This is a genomic window from Dyadobacter linearis, assembly GCF_907165045.1.
In the GTDB taxonomy this organism is placed as follows: Bacteria; Bacteroidota; Bacteroidia; order Cytophagales; family Spirosomataceae; genus Dyadobacter; species Dyadobacter linearis.
The window spans coordinates 44689-71185 of sequence record NZ_CAJRAU010000013.1; the positions used below are offsets into that span (position 1 = coordinate 44689).

Here is a 26497-nt window from a genome sequence, read left to right on the forward strand (position 1 = left end):
AATCTGCTGCTTGCTTACAAATATAAAGCAATCCCCGTAGGTTTGCATTGCATTTAAAAACAAAGTGTTTACATGAAAAAGTTAGAAAATAAAATAGCATTAGTAACCGGTGGAAGCCGTGGAATAGGCGCTGCGATTGTGCGCCGCCTTGCGGCCGAAGGTGCCAAAGTAGCATTCACTTATACTAGTTCCGCTGAAAAGTCAGAGGCGCTTGTCGCCGAAATAACAGGAGCAGGTGGCGAGGTAGTAGCCATTGCGGCCGACAATAAAAATTCCGAAGATGTAGCAGGTGCAGTGCACAAAACGGTCGATGCTTTTGGAGGACTGGATATTCTGGTAAACAATGCCGGCATTTACATCGGAAAAGATTTCGCCGAACATACTATTGATGAGTACGACCAGGTAATGGATGTGAATGTAAAGGCGGTTTTTGTAGCGGCGCTGGAAGCTGTGAAGCATCTCCAGGCGGGCGGGCGCATCATCACGATCGGCAGCAACATTGCGGATAATGCACTCAAACCACAGACTACATTGTATACGATGAGCAAATCGGCATTGCAGGGTTTCACCCGCGGGCTGGCGCGCGACCTGGGCCCAAAAGGAATTACGGTTACCCTCGTACAACCCGGCCCGATCGACACGGATATGAACCCGGCGAGTGGAGACCTGGCCGACTTTCTGCGAAGCCAAATGGCTATCCCCAGCTATGGCACGGGCGAAGATATTGCGGGCTTGGTAGCGTTTCTGGCGAGTGAGGAAGGCAAATACATTACCGGCTCGTGGGTTACCGTCGACGGCGGGTTAAATGCCTGATGCAGAGTCAGGTTTAGCCCACTTCGAAGTTGAAATCACCGTTCATAACCAGCTTTGCATCCGTGGTTTCAGGATTTCCGGGAATTTGCAGGCCTTTTATTTTAGCCGTTTTTCCTTTACTCAGCAAGTCGTAAAAATGCTTGTCGGTAAGTTTTTTACCTAAAAATTCATACGGGATCTTGAAACCGCAAACCTGGAAATTGGAGCAACCATAAGCTGTTTTTCCTTTTTTGAGTAAATGCTCCTTGCATTTGGGACAAGTCAGCGATTCGATGTTGATCTCTTCTTTGGGCTCCCTGGGTTTGGCCGGTTTTTTCTCTTTCACTTCTTTTTCAACCTCCACGGGCGGCGCTTCTTCGGCAATGCTGATCGCGCGCCCACGGTTGTTTTTTACTTCCTGTGTCAGGTCAACCACCATTTGGATCAGCTCCTGCTTGAAGGTTTCCATTGAATATTCGCCCTTTTCGATCAGTCGCAACTTTCTTTCCCAGTTCCCAGTAAGTTCCGCACTTTTCAGCAACTCATTTTGAATGGTATCGATCAGGTCAATACCTGTTTGCGTAGCGAAAATATTCTTTTTTTTCTTCTCGATATACCGCCTTTTAAAAAGCGTTTCAATGATGTTCGCGCGTGTTGAGGGTCGACCTATTCCATTGTCTTTCAGCAACTCACGCATTTCTTCGTCTTCCACTTGCTTCCCTGCGGTTTCCATCGCGCGCAGCAAAGTTGCTTCGGTGTAGGCTTTGGGCGGTGTTGTTTTTCCCTGATGCACGCGCGGCTCGTGCGGGCCCCGTTCCCCTACTTCAAAGTTCGGCATCAGCTTCTCCTCTTCTGCGGCATCTTTTTTGGCGCTGGCATCATTGGCATAAACCGCCCGCCAGCCCGGTTCAAGGATTTGTTTCCCCGTTGCCTTAAATTCAACCTGCCCGACTTTCCCCAAAACCGTAGTATTCGAAACCTTACATTCAGGATAAAACACAGCGATAAAACGGCGCACAATCAAATCATAAATGCGTTTTTCATCCTGACTAATATGGTTAGGCAGTACGCCGGTCGGGATAATGGCGTGGTGATCGGTTACTTTTTTATCGTCAAAAACCGCTTTGGATTTGGGGATCGGCTTTTCTAAAAGCGGCGCGGTATATTGGGCGTAATAGGTCAATTCTCTTAAAATCCCCTCCATTTTCGGATGCAGATCTTCCGAAAGATAAGTGGTATCCACCCGCGGGTAAGTCACAAACTTCTTTTCGTAGAGATTTTGAATGTGTTTTAATGTATCCTCCGCTGAGTAGCCGTATTTTTTGTTCGCCTCAACTTGCAATGAAGTGAGGTCAAATAGCTTGGGATTTCCTTCTTTTCCTTCTTTCTTTTCAAATGAGGTGATTTCAAAATCGTGCTGCACCAGATATGCGAGGCCTTTATTTGCTTTTTCTTCACTTCTGATCCGGTCAATGGTCGCCGTAAATTCTGTTTCGCGGTAAATGGTTTTCAACTCCCAATATTCTTCCGAAACGAATGCATTGATCTCCTTTTGCCGCTGGACGATCAGCGCGAGCGTCGGCGTTTGCACGCGACCGATGCTCAATACTACTTTTCCCTGCCCGAATTTTTTGGTAAAAAGCCGCGTCGCATTCATGCCCAGCAGCCAGTCGCCGATCGCGCGCGCACTGCCGGCTGCATATAAATTGTTGTAAAGCGCGCTGTCTTTGAGTTTTTCAAATCCCTCGCGAATAGCCTGCTCGGTCAGTGAGGAAATCCAGAGGCGCTTCACAGGTACGCTGCATTTGGCTTTCAGTAATACCCAGCGCTGGATCAGCTCGCCCTCCTGCCCCGCATCGCCGCAATTAATCACTTCTTCACATTTGCTTATCAAGCTTTCAATCACGGCAAACTGCTTCATCGCGCCCGCATTATCAATAAGCTTGATGCCAAAGCTCGACGGGATCATCGGCAAGTCTTCCAGCCGCCACGATTTCCACCGCTCGGTGTAGTCGTGGGGCTCTTTTAAAGTACAAAAATGCCCGAACGTCCAGGTTACCTGATATCCATTTCCCTCATAATAACCGTCCCTGCGTTGATTGGCCCCGATAATTCCTGCAATGTCTTTGGCTACGCTTGGCTTTTCGGCAATACACACTTTCATGCTGCAAACTTACTCGATTGACCGGCAAAGTCGATAAAAACCCATTAAAATTGGCCAGAGCCTTTTTGATTGAATCTTTAATCTGCTTGAAGTCGCTGCTCAGTCAAATCCGGCAGGTATATTTGGAAAAACTTGGCATACCTACCGAACTGAGATCGTCGATGAAAAAAGCTTTTACTTCAATTCTTATCATTATAGTAACGATTGCCCTCGTCTGGGCGCTGATCCATTTTATTGGAATGAAGGGTTTTCTATTCGCATGGACGCTCAACTTCCTGTTGATGGCGTGTACATTTACTTTTACCGAAACACTAAAAAGCCCGTTAGCTTCTCCCTATTTTACTGATCGAACATGGGAGCGAAAAGGGAAGATATACGAGTCTGTCGGTGTCAATCTTTACAGGAAATTACTGGTCTGGACTGGTTGGGAAAAATTGAACAAAAAAGCTAACCCAATCGAAAAAAACAACGCTGCCCTGACGCACCTGCATTACCAGACGAAAAAGTCCGAGTTAGGACATTTGATCATTCTGATTATCGTTCTGGGACTTAATATCTTCGTAGCATTCAAATACGGAGTTCGCGAATCTCTGTCGTTGCTGGTACTTAATATACTACTCAACCTCTACCCTATCTTACTCCAACGGTACAACCGGCCGCGGATAGAAAGAGCTATGGGACTGAGCAGGCGAAAATCAGGGTTTTGATTTCTGTCAAAACGAAACCTTAAATGGTCAATCTGTTACTGCAACCGCGTTTCCGCTGCGATTGACACGTTTTCAAATGTATCTGCAACAAATTCAAATTCCGGTTTTGGTCTGAAAGCCGAGCTTTGTGATAGTATTAATCACAAAATTCGATACTGATGAAAAACGCTTTCACATGGCTGGGTTGCCTCGCTGTTCTTTTAACAATAGTCTCTTTCATAAGCGCCCAGGATCCTATTGTGGGACGCTGGCAGCGGATACAAAAATCGCCCGATGGCGACATAAACCTGATATTCGTCTTTCGCGCCGACAGTACGTACGACGGCATTGTGAATGGAAAAGCATTCACCACCGGGCGCTATTTTATTAAAAATGACACAATTAGCGTTTCCGACAATGGTTGTAATCTGGCTTACTACGGGACTTACAAGCTCAACTATTACGCTCAGGACTCGCTGCTCTTTACCGCCATTTCCGACACCTGCAAAGAGCGCTATCAGGGCGCAAATGGTTTAGCTTGCAAGAAGTTGCCTAAAAAGTAACCTCCCTATTCCCGTGAAAGCAAAAATAGTCTTTCTCATCTGCGCTGTTCCGCTGCTTTTCATCCGCAGTGTCATGCATGAACCTGGGCCGGCCACTTCCCTGGAATTAGGAAAACGGCTGTTCCTTGATCCCATCTTATCGGGAAATCGAACGATTAGCTGCGGCTCTTGTCATAAAGAAAATTTGGCATTTGCAGATTCCGTGGCGGTGAGTCCTGGCGTGAATGGTCGGCTAGGAACAAGGAATACGCCTTCGGCCATGAACATGCGTTTTCAGGAGAGTTTTTTCTGGGATGGAAGGGCTACCACCTTGGAACAGCAGGTGCTGATTCCTATTGAGAATCCGGTCGAGATGGATTTGCCAGTGGATTCGGCGATTGCCCGCTTAAACACCGATGCATTTTACCGGCAATCGTTTTTGCGCATATTCAAAGAGCTGCCGTCCAAAAGCAATTTAGCCAAAGCACTTTCTGATTTTGAACGCTCGCTGGAAACGAGTGACAGTCCGTTTGACGACTGGCGCGTTAACGACAACGAGGAAGCAGTGAGCGCTTCGGCGAAAAGAGGATTCAAGTTATTCAATACCAAAGCCAAATGCATTCAATGTCACTTTGGACCCGATTTCAATAATGTCGAGTTCAGGAATATTGGTTTATTCGATGGCAAAATGCACGTTGACAGCGGCCGGTCGGCAATTTCTCATCAAGCGTCCGATCTGGGTAAATTCAAGATCGGGTCTTTAAGAAACATTGCGATTACTGCGCCTTACATGCACAATGGGATGTTTAAAACATTACAAGAAGTCATTGACTACTACGATAATCCCGAGGCTGTCATTCCCAACAGCATGAACCGGGATACAATATTGACCGGCACATTGCAGCTCACCGCCGCTGAAAAAACAGACATTGAGAATTTCCTGATTTCTTTAACAGACAGGCGGTTTTTGAAGTGAGGATAGTTTTACAAATCGTGATCTAATGCTCGAGAAACGCACATCTGGTGTTCAGAAATGGACGTTATACCTACTTGAATATGCGTTTTAATGGTCGTTTTAAAATGGCATTATATTTGTTTAGCGACTCCTGATGATAGGCCTTTTTCTATCTAATACTCAAAACGGCCAGCGCTTACCTGGCCCGGTATCCGTCAACACCTTTCGCCAGTCCTGAAATGATCAGAAATTACTTTACAATTGCATGGCGGAACTTTGCCAGGAATAAGAGCTACTCGGCCATAAATATAGGCGGACTGGCAGTGGGTATGACCGTTGCTATGTTGATCGGCTTGTGGATTTTCGACGAACTCTCTTTCAACAAGTATCACCACAACTATTCCCGCATTGCCCGGGTAGTGCAGCAGCAGACTTTGGATGGTAAAATTCACACAGGTAATAACGTCCCGGCGCCATTATATAAAGAGCTGCAAACCAGCCACGAAGCGGATTTTGATCGCATAGTGATTACTTCCTGGCTGCAAAGACATGTGCTGGCCCACAACGGATCAAGTTTCACCAAGCCAGGTAATTTCATGTCGGCTGGTGCCGCTGAAATGCTTTCATTGAAAATAATCAGCGGGAGTACTTCTGGCTTGAAAGATCCGGCCACAATTCTGCTCTCCGAATCGACAGCAAAAGCCATTTTTAAACATGTCAACCCGGTAGATAAGATGATGAAAATCAACAAAGAGCTGGATGTGAAGGTGGTAGGTGTTTACCAGGATATTCCGTACAGCTCCGAGTTCAACGAACTGGCTTTCATAGCCCCGTTTGAGCTGTATGTTTCTTCTACTGAATGGGTGAAAAATGCAGTGGCAAATGGTGAATGGGACAACAGTTCGTTTCAAATTCTGGTGCAGCTGTCTGAACACAGCGATATCGCGGCAATTTCCCAAAAAATTAGAAACATTAAACTGGAAAAAGCAGGTCGGGAAGACCAGAAATTTGAGTCTCATATCTTGTTACATCCAATGAGCCGCTGGCATTTACATTCCGAATGGATGGATGGAGAAAATATTGGCGGGCGTATACAATTTCTATGGCTATTTGGTATAATCGGGGCATTTGTGTTGCTTCTGGCATGCATTAACTTCATGAACCTAAGCACTGCACGTTCCGAGAAACGCATGAAAGAGGTAGGTATTCGGAAAGCCGTGGGATCAGTGCGGCTGCAATTGATCAGTCAGTTTTTTGCGGAATCATTCTTAGTCGTACTTATCGCATTCTGCATCTCGCTGGTCCTGGCTATGCTGGTTTTGCCGTCGTTCAATGAGCTTGCCGACAAGCAAATGCACATTCCGTGGCGTGACCCGATCTTCCTTCTCAGCGGGATTACCTTCGCGGTTATGACCGGGTTCATTGCCGGCAGCTATCCGGCATTTTATCTATCTTCTTTCCAGCCTGTCAAAGCCTTAAAGGGAAAATGGACCCCTATGGGAATCGGTGCAACATTACCTCGGAAAGTGCTCGTTGTTTTGCAGTTTACGGTCTCAATTACACTCATCATTGGTACCGTAGTTGTCTATAAACAAATAGTTTACGCAAAAAGCAGACCTATTGGCTACAACCGGGAGGGACTAGTAACGATGCTGGTAAATGGCCCGGAGATCCATAGGCATTTCGATGCGGTAACCGACGATCTTGAAAAGGTTGGTGCCGTGATCTCGATGGCAGAATCGGCTACACCGCCTACGGAAGTTTACTCAGCAAATGTGGGGTTCAACTGGAAAGGCAAAGATCCTGGCCTCAATTCAGAATTCGCGACCATTGGAATTTCGCATGATTTTGGCAGGACAGTAGGTTGGGATTTTGTCGCCGGACGTGACTTCAGCAAAACGCTATCCAGCGATTCTGCGGGATTTGTATTAAATGAAGCAGCTATAAAATTCATGGAGTTGGGTACACAAAACCTAAATGATGTGCTTGGAGAAACGGTTAGCTGGGACGGAAGGCCCTTTAAAATCATTGGCGTAATAAAGGATATGATCATGGAATCGCCCTACGAACCGGTAAAGAAGTCCGTTTACTTCATTCTTCCCAGAGACGGACGCTTCATTACCGCGAGATTACATCCATCTGCAAACGTAGGTTCGGCATTGAAAAACATCGAAGCCGTCTTCAAGAAATACAGTCCAAATTCGCCGTTCAATTACCAGTTTGTGGATCAGGAATATGCATTAAAGTTTGCTGCCGAAGAAAGGGTTAGCAAGCTGGCAGCAGTTTTTACCGGCCTGGCAATTTTCATCAGCTGCCTTGGGCTCTTTGGAATGGCCTCATTTATGGCTGAACAGCGGACAAAGGAATTGGGTATCCGCAAAGTATTGGGCGCCTCGGTAGCCAATCTTTGGCAGCTGCTCTCGGGCGACTTTGTAATGTTAGTAGCGGTTTCATGTATGCTGGCAGTACCTATTGCCTGGTATATGATGGACCGGTGGCTCGAAAAATATACCTACCATACCCAAATTTCATGGTGGATTTTCGCAGTTGCCAGTTTAGGTACACTCGCAATTACGATTTTGACAGTAAGCTACCAGGCGATTCGCGCCGCATTACTCGACCCGGTTAGGAGTCTGCGCAGCGACTGAAAGTATATTTCACGTTTTCAGAGCCCATTACGAGGAAGCGGCCGGCTAAAATTAATTTTTGCTCGTGCTACGATTTGTCAAGTGGCTAATGTCTAAGTAGTGAAATCAATCAAACCAAAGAGACCTATAATAGAATCCGGTATTATATGTTGGCAGCGCTTAGTGTGGCTGCCGCGGGCTTGATACTACAAAGCGAATGAACCGATTGGAATCTCTCCATTGGCTTCAAAGGAAGTAATGATTACACCGGTCGTGGAAATTGCATGGCTGACAAGTTTGAAGTTAGATGGAACTGTCCCATTCCCAAAAAGTCTTTTTCCTTTTCCGATAACAAGAGGATAGATCCAGATATTCATTTGATCAATTAGTCCGTGTTGTAACAAAGATTGTATCAGGTTTGAGCTGCCATGAACTTGCAGGTCAATTCCATTGGTTGATTTGAGGCTTTTTATCTGTTTAATTGTATCGTGATTGAGCAACACTGTATTTTCCCAGCTTGCATTTGTCAAAGTATCTGTTGCCACATATTTGTTGATCCGATTAAACATGTCAGCCGTGGGATCATCTTTCAGAAGTGGCCAATGAGCTGCGAAAATTTCGTAGGTAACACGGCCCAATAAAAGATCATACGGATTTTTCATAGCTTCTATCATTGCGTCGTTCATAATATGATCCCATTGTGTGACCGACCAGCCGCCATATTCAAATCCGCTATCAGTATCTTCATCCGGGCCACCTGGCGCCTGCATTACACCATCCAAAGTCATGAAGGTGTTTGTAATGATTTTTCTCATTTCGTGATCTGAATGTTATTGACGGAGCAATATTACGGCAGAAGCTTAAAGGAAGCTGGGTGCAATAACGACTAATAAAAGGGGGTAATACGACAATACCAACGCATCATGCAGATCTTGTCTTTTCCATCAACACTACTCGCTTTAAAAATTGCTTTCGTGTTCCACACGACGGTCGACGAAATATTTACCCTGACAGAAACAGACTGGATTTAGGGTTCGTTGAAATGAATCAATTTTATTCTTTGAGTCAGCACTTCCCTTGTGACGAAATGCACAACGGATTAAACCACTGTCAAACGGCAAGAAACCTTTCGAATACGGCCCAAATTGCGTCCTTAACGAAAGGCTTTGGAATAAAATCATCCATACCAGCGGCAAGACACTTCTCCTTTTCCCCCAATACGTTTCCAGCAGTCAGCGCAACAATAGGCACCTTGCTTGCACCCGGGAGCTCTCTAATCAATGAAGTGGCTTCATATCCGTTCATCAGCGGCATTTGAATATCCATGAAAATCAAGTCTGGCAATTGCTGTTGACAGAGTTCAAATGCCTCCTTCCCGTTGACGGCTTCCAATACAGTTGCATTAATAGCCAGTTTTTTGATTACCGCTTTGGCCAGCAACATGTTAATAAGATGGTCTTCCGCAACAAGGATAGTCAGCTCCTTTGTGGTCAGCTGCTGTTCCGTTTGCCCGGTGGCGTCGGGACTTTTGATTTCACTTTGTGAGAGATTGAAGAGGGAATGCGAGATATCTGCCAATTTTACGGGCTTCATAAGCCTCGAATTGATCTGCAGTGCCTGACAAGCGTTCGAAACCGTTGCATCATCTGCGGAGCCGCTCAATAAAATGATGGGCAGATTTGTGCTGGAATAGGCTTTCCGGATTTTACCTGCCGCTTCCAGGCCGTCCAGGTCGGGCATATGATAATCCATGAATACAGCATCATACTTGGCTCCGCCTGCAAGCCTTTCCAAAGCTTGCAAGCCACTTGCGGCCTGATCTGATTTGATCCCCAGTTGGTCAAGCATTCGTTCTAATAGCTGCCGGCTTTTTTTGTTGTCATCCACGATGAGCACTTTGTCCATGGCTGCCAGGACAGGGATGGACGCAGCCGCAGGTTGTTCTGATTTCATAGTCAGGTCAAAGTACAACGTGCTGCCCACACCATGAACACTTTCCAGTTGTAAGCTACTGCCCATTAGTGCGAGTAACTGGTTCGATATTGCCAGCCCGAGCCCGGTTCCTCCGTACTTTTTTGTTGTCGAGCCATCTTCCTGCAAAAACGCCTGAAAAATCTTCGCCTTCTTTTCTTCGCGGATACCAATCCCTGTATCACGCACGATAAACCTGCACGTGATCGCATCAGTATCGAGTGGTGCATAGTCTAAAATCTCTATTTTCAGTTCAATTTCCCCACTTTCAGTGAATTTGGCCGCATTACTAAGCAGATTAATAAGAACCTGTTTCAGCCTGATATCGTCCACCCACACAAATTGCGGAAGGCATGCCGGGATATCCAACAGCATTTCAAGTCCTTTGCTTTGCACCTGAAATGAAATCATGTCAACCGTTTGAGCGGCAATTTCATAGATATCATATTTATTGACGTCGAGTTCCAGCTTACCTGCTTCTATTTTCGAAAAGTCCAGGATATCATTGATAATGCTCAGTAACGTATTAGCAGACTGGTGCACAAATCCCAGATACTGCTTCTGGGTATCATTTAAATGTGTTTTAAGGACCAGGTCCGTAAATCCGATCACGCCATTCAGCGGAGTCCGTATTTCATGGCTCATGTTGGCCAGAAACTCAGACTTGGCAACATTGGCCTGCTCGGCCAGTTCCCTGGCTTGTTTTAGCTCTTGACGGTGAAGTTCTACTTCTGTTACATCATAAGTAAGTGTGATAATACCGCCGATGCTGGCGTCAAACTGGTACCACGGCCATACTTCCCAGGACAGGTACCTGTCGTGCTCCCACCCTTCCGGCCTGAATACCCGGTCCCCTTTTTGCATTCCCTTGCCTGTGAGTGCATGCTGATGAATGTCCTTCCACTGCTGGCTCATATTTGAGAACACTTCATACGGACTCATCCCAATAACATCGCTGCTGGACAAGCCATATTCTTGCTCCCATTTGCGGCTGACAGCCAGGTACCGGACATCATTATCCATCATCGCTACAATCGCTGGTATATGCTCAACGAAAGCCAGCAGCCGCCCCTGTTGTATGCTGAGCTGTTCTTTGGTATAAGCAATCTGAAGGTCTGCTTTTTTCTTTTCGTCAATATCCTGAACAATCCCATAAAGCTTTATGCACCGGCCCTTGACAAACTCTGCATTCATAACGACCCTTATCCATCGCTCCTCCATATTACCGACAACGATCTGTACTTCAATACTTTGGGCCGTACCGTGCTCAATTGCATCACTCATAGCTTTCTCCACCTTTCGCCTGCTGTCGCCCGCTTTATAAAGCTTCATCACATTGCCGATAGATAAGTTCAGGTCAGGATCCTGCTGGTAAATTTGCATGGCTAATTCAGACCAGTAAAATTCCTTTTCGGCCAGGTTAAATTCCCAGCCGCCTGCTCCCGCTATCAGACTGGTTTGCATGAGCATCTGTTGCGTTCTTTGCAATTCTTTGGCCTGGTTATGACTTTGGGTAATGTCAATGCAGTTACCGACAACGTAGCCGTAACCATTCTCATCCATAACCAATGCATTACGGTAACTCCATATTACATGATGTCCATCCTTGTGCATGGTGGTCATCAAACCACTGGATTTTCCTGTCTGCCTGATCTGTTGTAAATAAGCTTTTAAACCCTGCCGGTGTTTAACCGGCGTTACATCCAGCAAATTCATCCCTAAAAACTGCTCAACGTCATAGCCCAAAAGGCCTGCTCCATCTGAATTAACTGCCGTGAAATTGCCATTCAGATCGTGCGTACACATCAATCCCTGTGAGCTCTCAAAAAACGATTTAAGCTTTTCTTCACTACTATTTGAGATATCTGCGATGATATCACGGCTATGCTGGCTCTGGTGATTTTGAAAGCCGCAATTAATCTTTTTGTTAGCCACCATCAATGTCATTACCTGCGAGGCAATAAGCTGAAGGGAATTGTGCTGTAATGAGGAAAGACTTCGAACTTTATGGTCCAGCACACAAACGGCACCTAATGGTTGCCCCGCAGGATCTTTCAATGGGTAACCCGCATAAGACCTCAGGCCAGGATGCTCGGCCAGCAATTCATTCTTATCAAACCGCTCGTCAAGGCTAACATCTGGAATTTCAAAAATGGAACCATGCAGCATGGTAAACTGGCAAATCGAAGTGTTCCGTGCCATTTCACTTATCAGTGTGCCGCGGCTTGATAAAACCCATTGCTTATTCTGGTCAATAATTGTGATCAGACAGACTGCCGCATCACACACCAGACAGGCCAGATCTGCCAGGCTATCAAACTCTTTCCGACTAATCACATCTGAAAATGAAAAGCTAAGCAATGCCTCTAACCTATCACTCTCCTGAAAAGCGAATTGTTCGGGTAACTTTATATCTACGTCGGGATTGTATTCAACATGCTCCATCTACTAAAATTACAATTAGTTTCTATCTAACTCAAAACTAATTGTATACACCGATGCGCCTATATTGTAGGCGAATGGTTACAAAAATACTCTAACGGTCAGGAGCTTACTGCAACACCTTCCAGTTACGCCAGATCGTATCACGGTGCCTGGGCAATGCGGCAAATCCACTAATTGAATATCTTTGTTTGGGTAATTCGACTCTAAAAGATCCATTCTCATGCTCCGTGCTATCGACCATTTTTTTCTTGCCAAGCCAGAGCCGGCAAATAGTTGCCTGAATGCATTACGCGCATTTATCCTAAATTTCAGCCCGAATATAAATGAGACCTGGCGATTACACTGGCTGTCTAATCAAATGTGATAAACACATAACAAGCGCGCGGAAGGTTTGCATGGATATCGGATAGTAGCGCTACTTTCATTTTCCCAGACGTAAAGATTCTGCATATGCGTCCGGCAGGATGCTGTCTTCTACTGCTTTGGCAGCTTTTTCAACATCATATTCAAAGCGTATAAACTCTACCGTAATGCTTTCCTTATTTGATGTTGATGCATCTGCATTGATATTCAAAATCACATAGCCACCTCTTGGGTCACCATCTTTTGGCTTACCGACAGAACCAATATTGATCGCATGGCGGAAATAGTCAGTGCCATCTGTTTCCACCGAGTTCAGGATTCGGTGGTAAGGTTTGTGGGTATGGCCGAAAAGCATGACATCAGCCCCGGCCTGCTCCATGATCCTGAGCATGCTTTTTTCATCGCGGTCCTCAAACAAGTATTCATTGATCTTGCGCGGACTGCCATGCACCAGAAGAACCGAAAAAGGTTTGTCTTTCAATTGAAAATCCAGACGGATGTGTGCAGGCAATGTTCTTAAATAAGCCCGCTGCTCGTCTTTGACAATTTCGTTTGTGTAAGCAATCGATACTTTGCCGTTTTCTTTCTCATCGTCTGTCTTATATGCACAGCCGCAATCGTCGCTGCTCCTTCCGATCCCGAAGTCGTAATTGCCCGCAATGGTAGGAATACCACGCTTTCTGACTTCGTCAATAACTTCATTAGGCCAGATATTATATCCAACCAGATCACCCAGGCAATAAATAGCGTCGGTATCTCTGGTTTCAACATCTTTAAAAAACGCTTCTAATGCTGGTAGGTTGGCGTGAATGTCTGAAAAAAAGGCAATTCTCATTTAATAAGTAGTTAATTGGAAAACTTGTGCTGTTGTTTGAGCGCAAAATTGACCATCAGGATCAATACCGGCACTTCGATTAGTGGGCCAATGACAGCAGCGAATGCAGCTCCCGAATCAATCCCGAATACAGCGATAGCGACCGCGATCCCAAGCTCGAAGTTATTGCCTGCGGCAGTGAAGGCCAGCGATGTTGATTTGGCATAATCCGCGCCCGCACGTTTGGACAGGTAAAAAGCAGAGAAAAACATGATTGCAAAATAGATTGTCAGTGGCAGCGCAATCCGCAGCACATCAAATGGGATACTGACAATCAGCTTACCTTTTAGACTGAACATGACCACAATTGTAAAGAGCAAGGCAATTAATGTGATCGGGCTGATGGCCGGAAGAAATTTCTTTTCATACCACTCTTTACTAAACAACCTGGTCAATACGATCCGGGAAATAATGCCTGCCAGGAACGGGATACCCAGATAGATAAAGACGCTTTTAGCAACTTGGCCGATGGTAATATTCACCACCAGGTGGCCCTGTTCAAATCCTTTAAGCCCAAAAAGCGGCGGTAATACGGTTACGAAAACATATGCATAAACCGAATAAAACAAGACCTGAAAAATGCTGTTGAAAGCCACCAGTCCTGCCGCATAAAGGCGGTCACCATTGGCCAGGTCATTCCAGACAATGACCATGGCAATGCAGCGGGCAATGCCGATCATGATCAGGCCAGTCATGTATTCTGGCTTGTCAGGAAGAAAAATGACGGCCAGCCCAAACATCAGCAGTGGGCCAATGATCCAGTTTTGAAGCAGCGAAAGCCCCAGGATCTTAGTGTTGCTGAACACCTTTGGCAGCTCTGCATAACGCACCTTGGCCAGTGGCGGGTACATCATCAGCACGAGGCCAATGGCCAGTGGAACATTCACACCTGACCCTGAATTAAACTTGTTGATGAAATCAGGTGTGCCGGGTAAGAAATAGCCAATTGAGACACCGATCATCATGGCCAGAAAAATCCATAAAGTCAGGTAGCGGTCTAAAAAAGAAAGACGTGGGTTATTCATGCGGTTGTATGCTTTAAATCTCTTTTCTTCACGACAGCAGATGTTGGGCAAAGGCCGCTAAACTGTCTCGTTTGCTGTATGGCATCTGGTACCTGCTCAGCAGCACCCAGAGCCTGGCTTGCAGCTCTCACCATCGGAGGTGACCAGTTCTAATTCCTGTTTAACAGGTGCAGGCGCGCAGCATGAAGTTTCTGCTGACGGTGTGCCGCAGCTTTGGTTTCGGGTAAGTGCCTTGCATTGGGTAAAGTCCGGGACCAGGTTTACGGTAAATGTTTCACCATCGGAAGCAAACTCTCCCGGGTACATCTGGCGTGTATCAAACCTGGAATTGCCGAACTCAATTTTAACGATTGCATTAGGGTTCAGTGGAAGTGATTTCTCAACCAGGTCGACAATTTTCAGCGCTTTGTCCACTTTCATTGAACGGTCTACTTCTTTTTCTGATGGTTCCCATAGCTGCACGATCACTTCTGTCCAGCTGTTCATTACCCCGCCGCAATCAACCGACACGATTGGTGCTTGTTTGATTTCGGTAATGTGGTAAGAGCTGTCTACAAACTTTCCTTCCTCATATTGGAATTGCAGGTGCAGATCAGGATTTTGTTGAAGGGTATTTTTGAAATCACCCCAGGTCAGCGGCCCCCGGGTCATCGGCCCCTCGGTTATCTGATTTAATTGGCTCATGGCTTCTATTGGTTAAATGTAATATTACGATTGATAATTTCAAAAAAATGCCCTGCCTAATTGCAGCAGGATTCAGTAAGGACAAATGTCTCCAGCAACGAACCAAATGTTTTCTGCGCTTCTGACCACACGACCGGGTTTATGCAATAGCATACTCTTGGCGGGTTGATTTCGCCCTGGATGATCCCGATTCTTTTAAGCTCCTTCAAATGCTGGGATACGGTTGCCTGGGCAAGTTCGAGTTCATCGACTAAATCACCACAAACGCAGGCTTTTCTGGAAATCAGCAGTTGCAGGATCGCAACCCTGGCCGGATGCGAAAACGCCTTTGCCAGATCTGCGATACGGTTTTGCTGTTCTGTGAATATTTCGCTTTTAGTAACTCCCATACTCCAAATATAAATAGCGTTTTACCAATTGCAATATTACGATGGATATTTTTTTGTATGATTATCTTACTTTCTGAGTAAGCACGCTGTGGGAGACAGCAAAAAAAAGCATTAGATTAACTGTATCTATATACTACATTTATGCCGCCCTACACGTTTTTGTAAAACTCCAATTTTCTTGATGGAACCCGCCTCAATTTTGACAACCAATGAAAAGCCTATTGACAAAGAACTATTTTTTGAAGTGTCCGCAGATCTGCTTTGCATAGCAGGGTTCGATGGATTTTTTAAGGAAATCAATCCTGCAGTTTCAAATCTACTGGGGTACAGTCTTGAGGAATTGTTGAGCAGCCCTATTGATTCGTTTATCCATCCCGAAGACCGCCATATCACCAGTCAGTACAGGGAAAATCTTAAAAACAATATCCCCCTTCTTAACTACGAAAACCGATACCTTACCAAAAATGGCGAGGTGGTCTGGCTTTCATGGAACTCTATCCCACGTTATGAGGAAAAACTTGTTTACGCGATAGCCAAAAACATTACGCACCTGAAGCTTCTTGAAAAGGATCGAAATGTGCTCATTGCCAGTCTTACAAGGATCAATCGTGACCTCAAGCAACTCACCTACACTACGTCGCATGATCTTCGTTCCCCCGTAAGCAACTTACTTTCCGTTTTTGATTTGATGGATACATCCGTTATCACAGATCAGGAAACGATACAATTGCTTGGAATCCTGAAATCCGCGGCGGAAAGTCTGAAAGATACATTGAACAGTTATGTTGATGTTCTGATGAAAAATGACCTGCTCAACATTACAATGGAAGAGCTGGACATCGAAGAGTCACTTGACAAGGTCAGGAATTCGCTGAGATCATTGATCGAGAACTCAAAAGCTACATTCGATGTAGACTTTTCAGAGGCAAGAAGTGTAACATATAATAGGGCCTATCTGGAAAGTACATTCCTTAATCTTATCACAAACTCCATCAAATACGCAATTCCAGGCAAGCCTCCTCAGATTTTCGTGGCGTCCAGGAAGCTTATCCGATCCACACAGTTGATTTACTCCGATCGCGGACTTGGTTTTGATATGCCTGCGGTTAATGACAAAATCTTCGGATTGAACCAAACCTTTCACAACCACGCTGACGGGAAAGGCGTTGGGCTCTATCTGATTTACAACCAGATCACCAATTTGGGAGGCAGCATTTCACTCGAGAGTGAGCCGAATCAGGGAGCAAAATTCAGTTTGACATTTAGAGACAGATGAGCATTAACTTAGCAGGATGTTGTAAAATCGATGTTATCGCAACGATTCAAGATAATTTTTGAGCTCATTTATAAAAGGCAAATAGGCTTTTTCGCTATTGGCCAGCTTGCCGAAATTGCGAATTCCCCAGTAACCTGACATGATAAACATGGTTGCCTGCATCGATTCTACATCTTTGCGAACAAACCCATTCAGCTTTCCGCGTTCGAGCGATTCAGCCATTGCTTTGATCCATTGTTGGGTTACATCGTCAAGTGCCCGGCTGAAGTCCGGATGCCAGGGTGTCATTTCATGGGTCAGATTGGAGGCCGAGCAGCCATATGCCACTTTAAGAAAGTCGTTGAACCTCGCATTCACAGCGCCTTACATGCATGACGGGCGCTTGGCAACGCTGGCCGAAGTGATCCAGCATTAAGCAAATGGCATAAAGGGATCAGCTACGCTTTCAACCCAGATTCCCAAAGAAGGATTTGGGTTTTCCGAGCAGGAAAAAAAGCAAATCATCGCATTCCTGAATACGCTCAACGACTATTCATTTATCGAAAATCCAGATTTTGGAAAGCCGTCAGGTCATTAGTAATGAACATTTTAAACAACTTTTTATGAAAAAATATTTGATTTTAATCATTGCCGCACTGGCCTTAACAGCGTGCGACAATGACAAAAAGAACGAAAATCACGCCGCTCATTCTGACACTTCCCACGCGAAAGGAAATTTATAAAAAACAACAACCAATGAAACACTTACTCGCATGTGCACTGGCGCTAATGACCGGTGCGTGCCAACAGAAAAAACTGCCTATCCTGGGCGAGCCGGATATTGTTGTGGAAATGGTAGATGGTAAAAAAACAGAAGTGACAGAATATCACACGATACGCCTGCTGTCCTGGGAAAATATGCTGATGACCTGGGCTTGAAAGGCGATATGTGGCAATTCGTAACTGGCGACCGGGAGAAAATTTATGACATAGGTCAAAAGCACTACATGGTCAGTGCAATGGCCGATCCCGATGAGCCAGGAGGGTTTATTCACAGTGGCTCATTCGTGCTGGTCGATAAAAACCGGTATGTCCGGGGCATTTATGATGGCACTTCCAAGGAAAGTACGGCAAAGCTAATCGAGGATATGGCTGTGCTTTTGGAGGAATAGGGCGTGGTTATTTATGCTAACAGCAGATGGATAGCATATTTTACAAATTGCTTCTAAGCAACTTGTATTTATTTTTATCTTTGACAGCTACTATGCGATCCTGAAATAAGATACCGCTGTTGGTGGGCGAAAACAACACCAATCTAAATGCGACCTCTCGTGAATATACATCAAATCAAAACAGGCACTCGCGCTGCCAACTTATTCTGCTGCTCTTTACTTTTTGTTTTTCTGATTTTGTCCTGCAAAAAAAAGGATATAGATAAATTAGAAATTGTTGAACAGGTTGGGAAAGATACCACGTCAATCACTGGAAGTGGGGGGATTTATTATAACGACGATATTGTGAGTACACCTCCGAAGGAATTGCTATATAGGTTTATCAAATATAAAGGAAGGGTTGGTATGCGTATGGATCCAGGCAAGTACGTATACAAAATTGGTGTCTTGGGCTATTATCCCTTTCTCAGTTTTAATGTGAACCCGACTAATTACACTCCCATAATGAGCCTACGCTCGGATGAAATGCATCCTCTCAAACAGGTGCGCGAGTATGTTAACACTTTTGAGTTTTTCAGTCCAGTAAATGAAGAGTTTACCTTTACACCCACTCTTGAAATCCAAGCGCTTAATTTATCGGTATCCCGCTCTACGAAAATTAAAATTGAAGTAGTTGAACGGAACGTAGATGTGATTCATACGAATTTTGGAATGTCTCGCGAAGAAGTTAAAAAAGTGGAAAAAGAAGAATTAAATGTCCCCGATTCGGAGTTTTTAGAAGTTGGCCCCGACCTATTCCTAAAAAGCCTTCTATTTGATTCACAGTTAGGGACTACCAACTTTTTAGCGTTCGCTTTCGAAAACGACAAACTGGTTTCCGTCACGGGGATCAATAAGTATGCGAGTGATCTTTCTGCTTTCAGCGATGAAGCGCAATATTTTGGATATGAGTCGACTGTGTCCGGCTTGACCCCGGTAAAATGGCAAAAAAATGGGTTGCAATTTACCGTACAGATGAAAGAAGTCAATATAGGGATGACAGAGAAAAAGATGGCACCATGTTACATTATAGAAAAGATTCCGTGAAAGAGACCAACAATATAATTATCTAATCTCAAAAAGACAGATGCGGCCTTCGGAGGTTTATCTAGAAGTCGGTTTTGAAAACCTGTCGCATTTCTTATTCACTTTCAAGAAAACATTTGGAAAATTGCCGGTTAGCTGACTAAGCGCAAATTTGCCACTTACCTCACTAAAGCTTGAAGGCTTACGTTAATTATAAGAGTACTGGTATAAAATGAAGCCCGGCAGTCGGTAAAAGCTAAGGCCAGCCAGGCAATTAACTAAAAAAATTCAATAGCAAATGAAGTGTCCATCTTGCAACGAAACGCTCCTGATGAGTGATAAAAACGGAATCGAAATCGATTATTGCCCAAAATGCCGGGGGATATGGCTCGACCGGGGAGAACTGGAAAAAATAATGGAGCGCTCGGCTGACCATTACGCCAAGAAGGAAAACTACGATTCAGATTATAAGAAGTACGGATATAATGAGTACGGCTCTGACTACGGGCATAAGTACCCGCACAAAAAGAAAAAATCGTTTTTGAGCGAGCTTTTTGACTAATACTATCCGGATTTGTAGGTTGCCCGTGCCGTATAAGCATGCTTCGGAGCGGGCAGCCTTCATATTCCGGGAAAAAGTGTTTCCAAAAGTGGTCGCCAGTCCGAAACCCGCCGTACAAAGCGGAGGCATGAGCGCGGTTGCTATGGCAACACCAGGAATTACATTGCCCTTATTTTTACTGGAAATCGCAACGATTCCGGCAAGTCCTCCCACCAATGCGATGATAACATCATAAATGTTGGGCTGCCACATGGAATTCAATTTGCCAATCAAATTAGTCCCACTCTTCTGCATTTTTAACGCCCCAGTCAGATGCCTTGTAAATAGGATCTTTGCCTTGCTTTTTCTGCTGCTGATAATCTTTCAATGCGTCCAGCGCGGGTTTTCTCAGAAGCAAAATGGCAATAATGTTCAGCCAGGCCATCATTCCAACACCAATGTCCCCGATTGTCCAGGCGAGTTCGGCTGTTTTCACTGATCCGTAAAATGTGGCCGCCATGATCAGGCCGCGCAGCACCCAGAGCATGACTTTGCTGTTACTATCTTTCATTAGATAGCTCAGATTGGTTTCTGCAATGTAGTAGTAAGCCATAATGGTCGTAAATGCAAAGAAAAGCAGTGCTATGGAGACAAATCCACTTCCCAAAGCGGGAAAGTGCGCATTGATCGCCTGCTGCGTAAATTCAGATCCGATTGCCATGCCTTTTACGTTCTCGACCATAAAACCGCCATTGGGATTTACCACATTGAACTTGCCTGTGAAAAGGATCATCAGCGCAGTGGCCGTACACACAAACAGCGTGTCGACATAAACCGAAAACGCCTGCACCAGACCCTGTTTTACGGGATGGCTTGCTTCTGCGGCAGCAGCGGCGTGGGGCGCTGTGCCCTGGCCAGCCTCATTGGAATAAATGCCACGCTTAACCCCCCAGGAAACCGCCATACCAAAAATACCTGCAAATGCAGGTTCCATGTCAAAGGCCGAACGGATGATCAGGCTGAAAACGGCCGGGACTTGCGTGATATTAATGGCAATAATGATCAGCGCCATGAGAATGTACGCACCTGCCATAAACGGCACAACCAGTTCCGCCACCTTGCCAATCCGCTTCACCCCGCCAAAAATGATCAGCCCGAGCAGTATTGTGATGGCAGCTCCCGTCATTTCAACCGGAATGTCAAAAGCAGTTTTAGCGCTTGTGGCAATGCTGTTACTCTGAACACCAGGCAAAAACAGTGCGGTGCTGGCAATGGTGGCGATCGCAAATAATGTTGCGTACCACTTCACGCCTAAACCTTTTTCAATGTAGAATGCCGGACCGCCGCGATATTGTCCGTCTTTGACCTGCTTGTAAATTTGTCCGAGTGTGGCTTCGACATAAGCCGATGCCGCGCCCAGAAATGCAATGGCCCACATCCAGAAAACTGCGCCCGGCCCTCCCATTGCAATGGCCGTCGCTACACCTGCAATGTTGCCGGTTCCTACCCTTCCTGAAATTGCAATGGCAAAAGCCTGAAATGATGAAACCCCTTTTTCGGACGCCTTATTGCCAAAAAGCAGGGTGACCATATCTTTCAAAAACCGAACTTGCAGGAAGCGTGTTACAACTGAAAAATAAATCCCTGTTCCCAGGCAGAGTGCAATGAGCGCATTGCTCCAAATGACACTGTTAATAGAATTGACGATTTGCTCCATGTAGGCGGTTAGAGGATAGGTTCAGAATAATACTATGTGAAGCCTAAATAAAACCAAAATTTGTTAACACACGGCATTTTCGAAGAAATGCAGTATCTGGTTGTTGCTTTTGACCAGTCTTAAATAAACTGCATTCGTCCAGCCGAATCCTTCCTGGTTGGCGTATTCGCCGCCACCGGCAGTAAGATTTGTATCGGAGACATTATATATTTCCAGCACCGAAGAATTTTAGTGCGCAAGCGAACGGCACAGGTTCACTTTCGCACTAAAATAATAATATAAAATATGCTAAGTAGCTGATTAAGAGCAATATATTTGACGGCATAATTCTTTCACCAACACATGACAAATCTTAAAATTAGAAATTATATTTAATCCCCAGCCATGAAAAAATTATGTGTTTTAATAGGGTTACTGTGCCTATCCATTTTGACAAAAGGACAATCCGGCCAGCAAGCCATCGTACTGGGACAGGTTGATACGGTATATTCTGAGGTACTAAAGGAAAATAGACCAATTTTAATTTACTCTCCAAGTTATGATACTGCTTACTTCAGTAAACCGGCATATCCGGTGCTTTATGTTCTGGATGGAGAAGGATATTTTGCTTCGCTGGTAACCATGATACAGCAGCTTAGCGCTCATAATGGCAATACAGTATTTCCTCAAATGATCATAGTAGGTATTCCTAATCTGCGGGGGACAAGAAACCGGGACCTTACCCCCTCCCCCAGTTCAATGGATCCAAATTCGGGTGGTGGCGAAGCCTTTACTGCCTTTTTGGAAAAAGAACTAATTCCTTACGTAGATAATCACTACGCCACAGCTCCATACCGTACTTTAATCGGGCATTCGTTGGGCGGGCTTTTGGTAGTAAATACATTAGTGAAGCATCCTTCACTTTTTAACGCCTATGTAGCTTTGGATCCCAGTATGTCTTATGATGAGGGTAACCTGCTCAAACAAAGCAAGGAATTGCTACAACAACAGAGCTGGAAGCACCAGAGCCTATTTTTAGGTGTTGCTAATACCATGAATCCTCGCATGGATACCGCGCAAGTCAGATCAGATACTACTTTAATTACTTACCACATCAGGTCAATATTGAAGCTGAAAGATCACTTGACACAAGCCACTGTCAAAGGATTGCATTGGGACCACAAATATTATTCTGAGGACGACCATGCATCAGTACTACTAATAGCAGAATATGATGCATTACGCTTTATTTTTCGCAGCAACCGTTTTCCTAGCAATCAACCGCAAAATCAATTTTTTGATAAAAACTATTCTGTTGAGCAATTGAAAAAAGCGATGGACGCGCATTACCGTCTTCTTTCAAAGGAACGCGGATATGAGGTAAAGCCGCCGGAACCCTTAATGAACCAGCTGGGGTATTCCTTTTTGCAGCAAAAAGATTTTGAAAGAGCCTTCTTTTTCTTTGAAACGAACGTGAATTACTACCCAAACAGCTTTAATGTCTATGACGGCCTGGGCGATTACTATTTAGCTGTTGATAAAAAAACAAAAGCAGTTGACTGTTTCAAACAGGCACTGAGATTGAAAAACACGTTGGAGATAAGAGACAAACTTCATAAACTAAGTTCAAAATGAGGTGAAAAGACTTTCCATCCGAAGAAAGTGTAAATCAGAAACCTGGCCAAACTAATTGGCCCTGCTGTTCTCCGGTTGCGCTTGTCTTTGCGGTTGCGCTGCTGGCGTTGTGCCGCCAAATCTGTACGTTGCAGTGAGCTTAAAGTAGTTATTGCCAAACCGTCTGTTATAATAAACCTGCGTTTTTCCAACATTGTAATCACCTTCGGCTATCGACTGGTTAAAAATATCGTTTGCACTCAGGTTCAATTTCAGTTTATTACTGACAAATGATTTCTCGATTCCAGCCGTAACGAGCGATCGCCGGGCATCACGGCGGATACCGTAATAACGCTCACCAAGGTGCCAGGCGAGCAACTGCATTTTAATGCCGTGTCTTAAACTGAATGTGTTGCTTGTATAAAAGTAAGCCTGTGGCGTTACTTTTCCAGTCGCATAATCATATTGGTCATCAAAGGACCGTCCGTATGTAACACTGACCGTGTTGATCGATTGCCACCATTTACCAATCGAGAAAGGTCTTGTTAATGATGCAAGAAACGTACGGTCACTGCTTCTGTTGATCGATTTGAGCACATAACTCTCGGGAGTGTTTCCCCGCAAAGCCGCCCCTGAAAGCGGGTCAATGGTGTACGTGTAACCAATCTTAAATTCCGTTTTTTCCAGATTCACACCGATTTCAAATGCATGTGCTTTTTCCGGGACAAGATTAGGATTCCCTTCAATGGTGGTGAAAGCGTCCTGGTAAATGACAAATGGATTCAGGGCCTGATATCTCGGACGGGTGATCCTCGCATTGTAAGATGCCCTGATCTTACTGCCATTTTCCAACGGATATGCCAGTTGCAGATTGGGAAAAATGTTCAGATAGTCTTTTCCAAAATCCTGCCCATCGCCTGCGGTCGTACTCAACTTGTAAGTCGTCCACTCCGCCCGCACACCGACATTAGCAATTAGCTTCCCGACATTGCCTGAAAAGCTGGCGTAAGCCGCTCCGATCGTCTCTTTATAATCAAACAGACTTGACAGCTTTGAATCCGGTACATAAGGTCCGTCAGCAGTGTTTCCAACCAAAAAACGGGTGTCGGAATTGTTACCAACATGGCTGAATCTGAGACCGGACTCCAATTTCACGTCTTTTTTATAGTGTTTTGAAAAATCAGCTTGAACGGCGGAAATGTTCAGATCTTGTGAAAAAGTATTTCGCAGGTAACGCTGGGCAGACCCACCAAACTCTGAAATCACATCTTCATTGCCCGTCCTGAAAGTGGAATACTGGGCACTCAGGAACACTTGCGAACCCAGTGTATCGGTGGTTTTGGTAAAGTCGGCCAGGATCGTATTGTTTTGTCTAAGTTCGTCTCTTACAATGCTGCTGCCATAATTATTGTCAGTCGTCAGCGAGGTGATCCTGTTGCGGCTCTCAACGGTTCCGCCCAGTTGATCCCTGTTTCCATTATAGGAAATGGATAATACAGAAGCAGGTGAAAAGCGGTAGCTGACATCCATGCCATAGGTAGCATAAACATTGAAATCCCGTTTCCAATCTGTTGTGAGAGCAGAATTGAGATATTCGGAGGAATCCGGACGATTTCTGACAGTGTAAAGCAGTTCCCTTCCACTGCCTTTAAGTAAGGCTACATTGGCAGAAAGTGAGAATTTGTTCTTTGCAAAAGCCAGATCGGCAAAGCTGTTGGCATTGGTGCCGGCAAAATCCGATGCGGTCAGGTGCTGGCTAAGTCTGCCGCTTAGTCCGTTCCCATCCGGAGCTTTCGTAATAATGTTGATCACGGCCCGCCCGCCTGCATCATAACGTGCAGAAGGATTTGCAATAACCTCAATACGGACAATCTGCGAAGTTGAAATGCTTGCCAGGCGCTCGGCGGGAATTAAAGTCCCGTTCAGATAAATGATCGCCTCTCCCTTTCCCTGAAGAGAAATCACGCCCTCATTGACAGTAAGCCCTGGTGTCCGTGAAAGTATCTCGGTGACAGAACTGCTACTGGCCAGCACGGTTCCAGCCACATTGACTTCCATGTTGCCATTTTCGCCATAATGCATTAACGGAGCCGAAGCAGTAATCGTCACTTGCCCCAGGTCGGTCGCACTTTCCTGCATGACAATTGTGCCCAGATCTACATCGGCTGTTTGTACAAAGACCATGTTAATCGTGGTGTCTTTGAAAATAAGCGACCTCAGCGTTAGCCTGAGATGCACATGGTTCAGGCCAGAAATTGCGACGTTTCCGCTAAAAGGATTGTTTTGAATCACCTTTCCGGTGGTGTCGGTCAGCAACAAATTGCCGTCAACGGAAGCACCCGCTGCGTCGGTAACCTTTGCTGAAATGCTTCGGATTTGCGCTGAAACGGGCAGGCCTAATAAAATTGAAATGACCAGAAGAACGATAGATTTCATGACTTTGGATTAAATGTCCAAAGCTAGTCTGCTTGAAAAACAGGAAGGTTTTGAAGTCGGGAATTCGGAGTTCGGATTTATAATTCCGTACTGACCGCATTAATTAAATGGTTGATAATCCTTCTCTAAACAAGCTGGGCGTGGTTCCGCGGTATTTTTTAAATGCGGTGAAAAACGTAGACTTTGCATTAAAGCCAACCTCGTAACCGATCTCTTCGAGCTTGATTCCGTTGTTGCTTGCGATCAGCTCGCAAGCTCTGGTAACACGATATTCATTGATATAAACATTGAAACTTTTGCCCAGATTGTCGTTAAGCAGCTGCGAAAGCTGATGCCCGGAAATGTTAACCGCCTTGGCCAGATCATTCAATTTCAGGTCAGGATTTTTGTAAAGTTCCTGTTCTGTGATGACTTTATGAATCTTGTCCGTAAGGCTTGATGCATGATCTTCGGCAATCTTCTTTTTGGCATAGCGCTCCGGTTCGGCATAGCCCAGGAATGTTGTATTTGACTTTTTTCGGCTTAGAAACAGCGGAATATTGAGGTAAAGCAGCAGTGAAAAGAATATGGCGCCGGTAATGTATACGCTGCTGAATGACCAGAAAAAGACGATGAGATAGGCGATTAAAATAACGGCATTTCCGAAGAAGATAGAAAGGATCGGCTTCTCTGTGGGTGAGAGATTTTCGGTTTTGTCAAACAGCTTTGCGATCCGCTTTCTGAGCATCCATCCGGTCAGAACAAAATAGGCAACCCATTGTGCATAAATGATATGAACAATGTAATGGTTCCAATCCCAGGGATGGCTTTGATAAGGAATTAATATGCCTAAAATAGTAATTCCTGCCAGCCAGGCACAATAAATATACTTCCATCGAACGGGTGTTTTAACCGTGTCTTCAAGTGCCGCCCTGGTGAAATAATAAAGCGAAGGGCCGATTAAAAAGCAACCTGAAAGTCCGATTTGAAGATAGATCCGCGGGAGTTCGGGGTAAAAATAATTGAAAACGGCCTTGGTGATCCGCATGGTAAGAGCTAATAGCAGCAGCCCCAGAAAGTATGATGCAGGCGCTTTTGGCTTCTTGAAAATCAGCAGATAGCAACTTATAATCAGCCCGTTAAACGCGCCCAGTGCGCTGAAAAAGAATAGGATCTGCTGACCAGGGTTCATGCATTTGGCTTGTAAATAAGAAATTTAAAA

Annotated in this window: 23 protein-coding genes and 1 pseudogene; 11 read left to right on the forward strand and 13 right to left on the reverse strand. The window is 45.1% G+C overall.

The genetic code is table 11. The features are described from left to right. The first annotated feature begins 72 nt into the window (after positions 1-72). On the forward strand, positions 73-813 hold the full coding sequence (locus KOD92_RS26535) for a 3-oxoacyl-ACP reductase family protein (RefSeq protein WP_215236638.1): 741 nt from the start codon (positions 73-75) through the stop codon (positions 811-813). 13 nt (positions 814-826) lie between these two features. Here KOD92_RS26535 and KOD92_RS26540 read toward each other — a convergent pair whose 3' ends face one another. Beyond that, a complete protein-coding gene (locus tag KOD92_RS26540; protein WP_215236639.1) occupies positions 827-2956 on the reverse strand; it encodes a type IA DNA topoisomerase in 2130 nt (709 codons plus the stop codon). Positions 2957-3117: 161 nt separating this feature from the next. Between KOD92_RS26540 and KOD92_RS26545 the strand changes: the two genes are divergently transcribed. From KOD92_RS26545 to KOD92_RS26560, 4 genes are all read left to right on the forward strand, one after another. Continuing rightward, on the forward strand, positions 3118-3663 hold the full coding sequence (locus tag KOD92_RS26545) for a glycosyl-4,4'-diaponeurosporenoate acyltransferase CrtO family protein (protein ID WP_215236640.1): 546 nt from the start codon (positions 3118-3120) through the stop codon (positions 3661-3663). 158 nt (positions 3664-3821) lie between these two features. Continuing rightward, complete coding sequence (locus tag KOD92_RS26550) at positions 3822-4205, forward strand: hypothetical protein (RefSeq protein ID WP_215236641.1); 384 nt, start codon at positions 3822-3824, stop codon at positions 4203-4205. Positions 4206-4278: 73 nt separating this feature from the next. Then, positions 4279-5160, forward strand: a complete 882-nt coding sequence (locus KOD92_RS26555) for a cytochrome-c peroxidase (protein ID WP_215236642.1) — start codon at positions 4279-4281, stop codon at positions 5158-5160. Positions 5161-5378: 218 nt separating this feature from the next. Continuing rightward, a complete protein-coding gene (locus KOD92_RS26560; RefSeq protein WP_215236643.1) occupies positions 5379-7787 on the forward strand; it encodes an ABC transporter permease in 2409 nt (802 codons plus the stop codon). 185 nt (positions 7788-7972) lie between these two features. Here KOD92_RS26560 and KOD92_RS26565 read toward each other — a convergent pair whose 3' ends face one another. From KOD92_RS26565 to KOD92_RS26590, 6 genes are all read right to left on the reverse strand, one after another. Beyond that, the gene (locus KOD92_RS26565) at positions 7973-8581 is read right to left on the reverse strand and encodes a dihydrofolate reductase family protein (RefSeq protein WP_215236644.1); all 609 of its coding nucleotides are present in this window, start codon (positions 8579-8581) and stop codon (positions 7973-7975) included. Positions 8582-8876: 295 nt separating this feature from the next. Then, positions 8877-12182: a response regulator gene (locus tag KOD92_RS26570; RefSeq protein ID WP_215236645.1), complete on the reverse strand. Its 3306-nt coding sequence runs from the start codon at positions 12180-12182 to the stop codon at positions 8877-8879. Positions 12183-12603: 421 nt separating this feature from the next. After that, positions 12604-13380 (reverse strand): metallophosphoesterase family protein, encoded by a 777-nt coding sequence (locus KOD92_RS26575; protein WP_215236646.1) that lies wholly within the window; start codon positions 13378-13380, stop codon positions 12604-12606. Between the two features lie 11 nt (positions 13381-13391). Next, positions 13392-14444 (reverse strand): ACR3 family arsenite efflux transporter, encoded by a 1053-nt coding sequence (arsB, locus tag KOD92_RS26580; protein ID WP_215236647.1) that lies wholly within the window; start codon positions 14442-14444, stop codon positions 13392-13394. A gap of 96 nt (positions 14445-14540) precedes the next feature. Further along, positions 14541-15128 (reverse strand): DUF6428 family protein, encoded by a 588-nt coding sequence (locus KOD92_RS26585; RefSeq protein ID WP_229254899.1) that lies wholly within the window; start codon positions 15126-15128, stop codon positions 14541-14543. A gap of 56 nt (positions 15129-15184) precedes the next feature. After that, entirely contained in the window at positions 15185-15517 is a 333-nt protein-coding gene (locus KOD92_RS26590) for an ArsR/SmtB family transcription factor (RefSeq protein WP_215236648.1), read from the reverse strand. A 181-nt stretch (positions 15518-15698) separates the two neighbouring features. Between KOD92_RS26590 and KOD92_RS26595 the strand changes: the two genes are divergently transcribed. Continuing rightward, entirely contained in the window at positions 15699-16793 is a 1095-nt protein-coding gene (locus KOD92_RS26595; RefSeq protein WP_215236649.1) for a PAS domain-containing sensor histidine kinase, read from the forward strand. 33 nt (positions 16794-16826) lie between these two features. Here KOD92_RS26595 and KOD92_RS26600 read toward each other — a convergent pair whose 3' ends face one another. Continuing rightward, the gene (locus tag KOD92_RS26600; protein WP_406566180.1) at positions 16827-17150 is read right to left on the reverse strand and encodes a TetR family transcriptional regulator C-terminal domain-containing protein; all 324 of its coding nucleotides are present in this window, start codon (positions 17148-17150) and stop codon (positions 16827-16829) included. A gap of 300 nt (positions 17151-17450) precedes the next feature. On the opposite strand from KOD92_RS26600, the gene KOD92_RS26610 reads away from it, so the two are divergent. The 4 genes from KOD92_RS26610 to KOD92_RS26625 all read left to right on the forward strand — a co-directional run bounded on the left by KOD92_RS26610 (position 17451) and on the right by KOD92_RS26625 (position 19571). Beyond that, positions 17451-17711 carry a hypothetical protein gene (locus KOD92_RS26610; protein WP_229254900.1) on the forward strand — a complete coding sequence of 87 codons (261 nt, stop codon included), beginning with the start codon at positions 17451-17453 and terminating at the stop codon, positions 17709-17711. Positions 17712-17719: 8 nt separating this feature from the next. Beyond that, complete coding sequence (locus KOD92_RS26615) at positions 17720-17944, forward strand: SCO family protein (protein ID WP_229254903.1); 225 nt, start codon at positions 17720-17722, stop codon at positions 17942-17944. 159 nt (positions 17945-18103) lie between these two features. Continuing rightward, a complete protein-coding gene (locus KOD92_RS26620) occupies positions 18104-19030 on the forward strand; it encodes a hypothetical protein (protein ID WP_215236653.1) in 927 nt (308 codons plus the stop codon). A gap of 277 nt (positions 19031-19307) precedes the next feature. Next, a complete protein-coding gene (locus tag KOD92_RS26625) occupies positions 19308-19571 on the forward strand; it encodes a TFIIB-type zinc ribbon-containing protein (protein WP_215236654.1) in 264 nt (87 codons plus the stop codon). Between the two features lie 90 nt (positions 19572-19661). Here KOD92_RS26625 and KOD92_RS27505 read toward each other — a convergent pair. The 3 genes and pseudogenes from KOD92_RS27505 to KOD92_RS26640 all read right to left on the reverse strand — a co-directional run. Then, positions 19662-19865: pseudogene (locus tag KOD92_RS27505) on the reverse strand (DUF389 domain-containing protein); the annotation flags it as partial. Further along, entirely contained in the window at positions 19846-21267 is a 1422-nt protein-coding gene (locus KOD92_RS26635) for an alanine/glycine:cation symporter family protein (protein WP_215236656.1), read from the reverse strand. The pseudogene KOD92_RS27505 and the gene KOD92_RS26635, both read right to left, overlap by 20 nt. A 63-nt stretch (positions 21268-21330) precedes the next feature. After that, positions 21331-21486: a trehalase family glycosidase gene (locus KOD92_RS26640; RefSeq protein ID WP_406566181.1), complete on the reverse strand. Its 156-nt coding sequence runs from the start codon at positions 21484-21486 to the stop codon at positions 21331-21333. Positions 21487-21651: 165 nt separating this feature from the next. Here KOD92_RS26640 and KOD92_RS26645 point away from each other — a divergent pair, with 165 nt between their 5' ends. Further along, the gene (locus KOD92_RS26645; protein ID WP_215236657.1) at positions 21652-22881 is read left to right on the forward strand and encodes an alpha/beta hydrolase-fold protein; all 1230 of its coding nucleotides are present in this window, start codon (positions 21652-21654) and stop codon (positions 22879-22881) included. Positions 22882-22932: 51 nt separating this feature from the next. Here KOD92_RS26645 and KOD92_RS26650 read toward each other — a convergent pair whose 3' ends face one another. Together KOD92_RS26650 and KOD92_RS26655 are read right to left on the reverse strand one after the other, a co-directional pair. After that, positions 22933-25296, reverse strand: coding sequence for a TonB-dependent receptor domain-containing protein (locus KOD92_RS26650; RefSeq protein WP_215236658.1), 2364 nt, complete (start codon positions 25294-25296; stop codon positions 22933-22935). A gap of 103 nt (positions 25297-25399) precedes the next feature. Next, positions 25400-26467 (reverse strand): helix-turn-helix domain-containing protein, encoded by a 1068-nt coding sequence (locus KOD92_RS26655; protein WP_215236659.1) that lies wholly within the window; start codon positions 26465-26467, stop codon positions 25400-25402. Between the last annotated feature and the right edge of the window lie 30 nt (positions 26468-26497).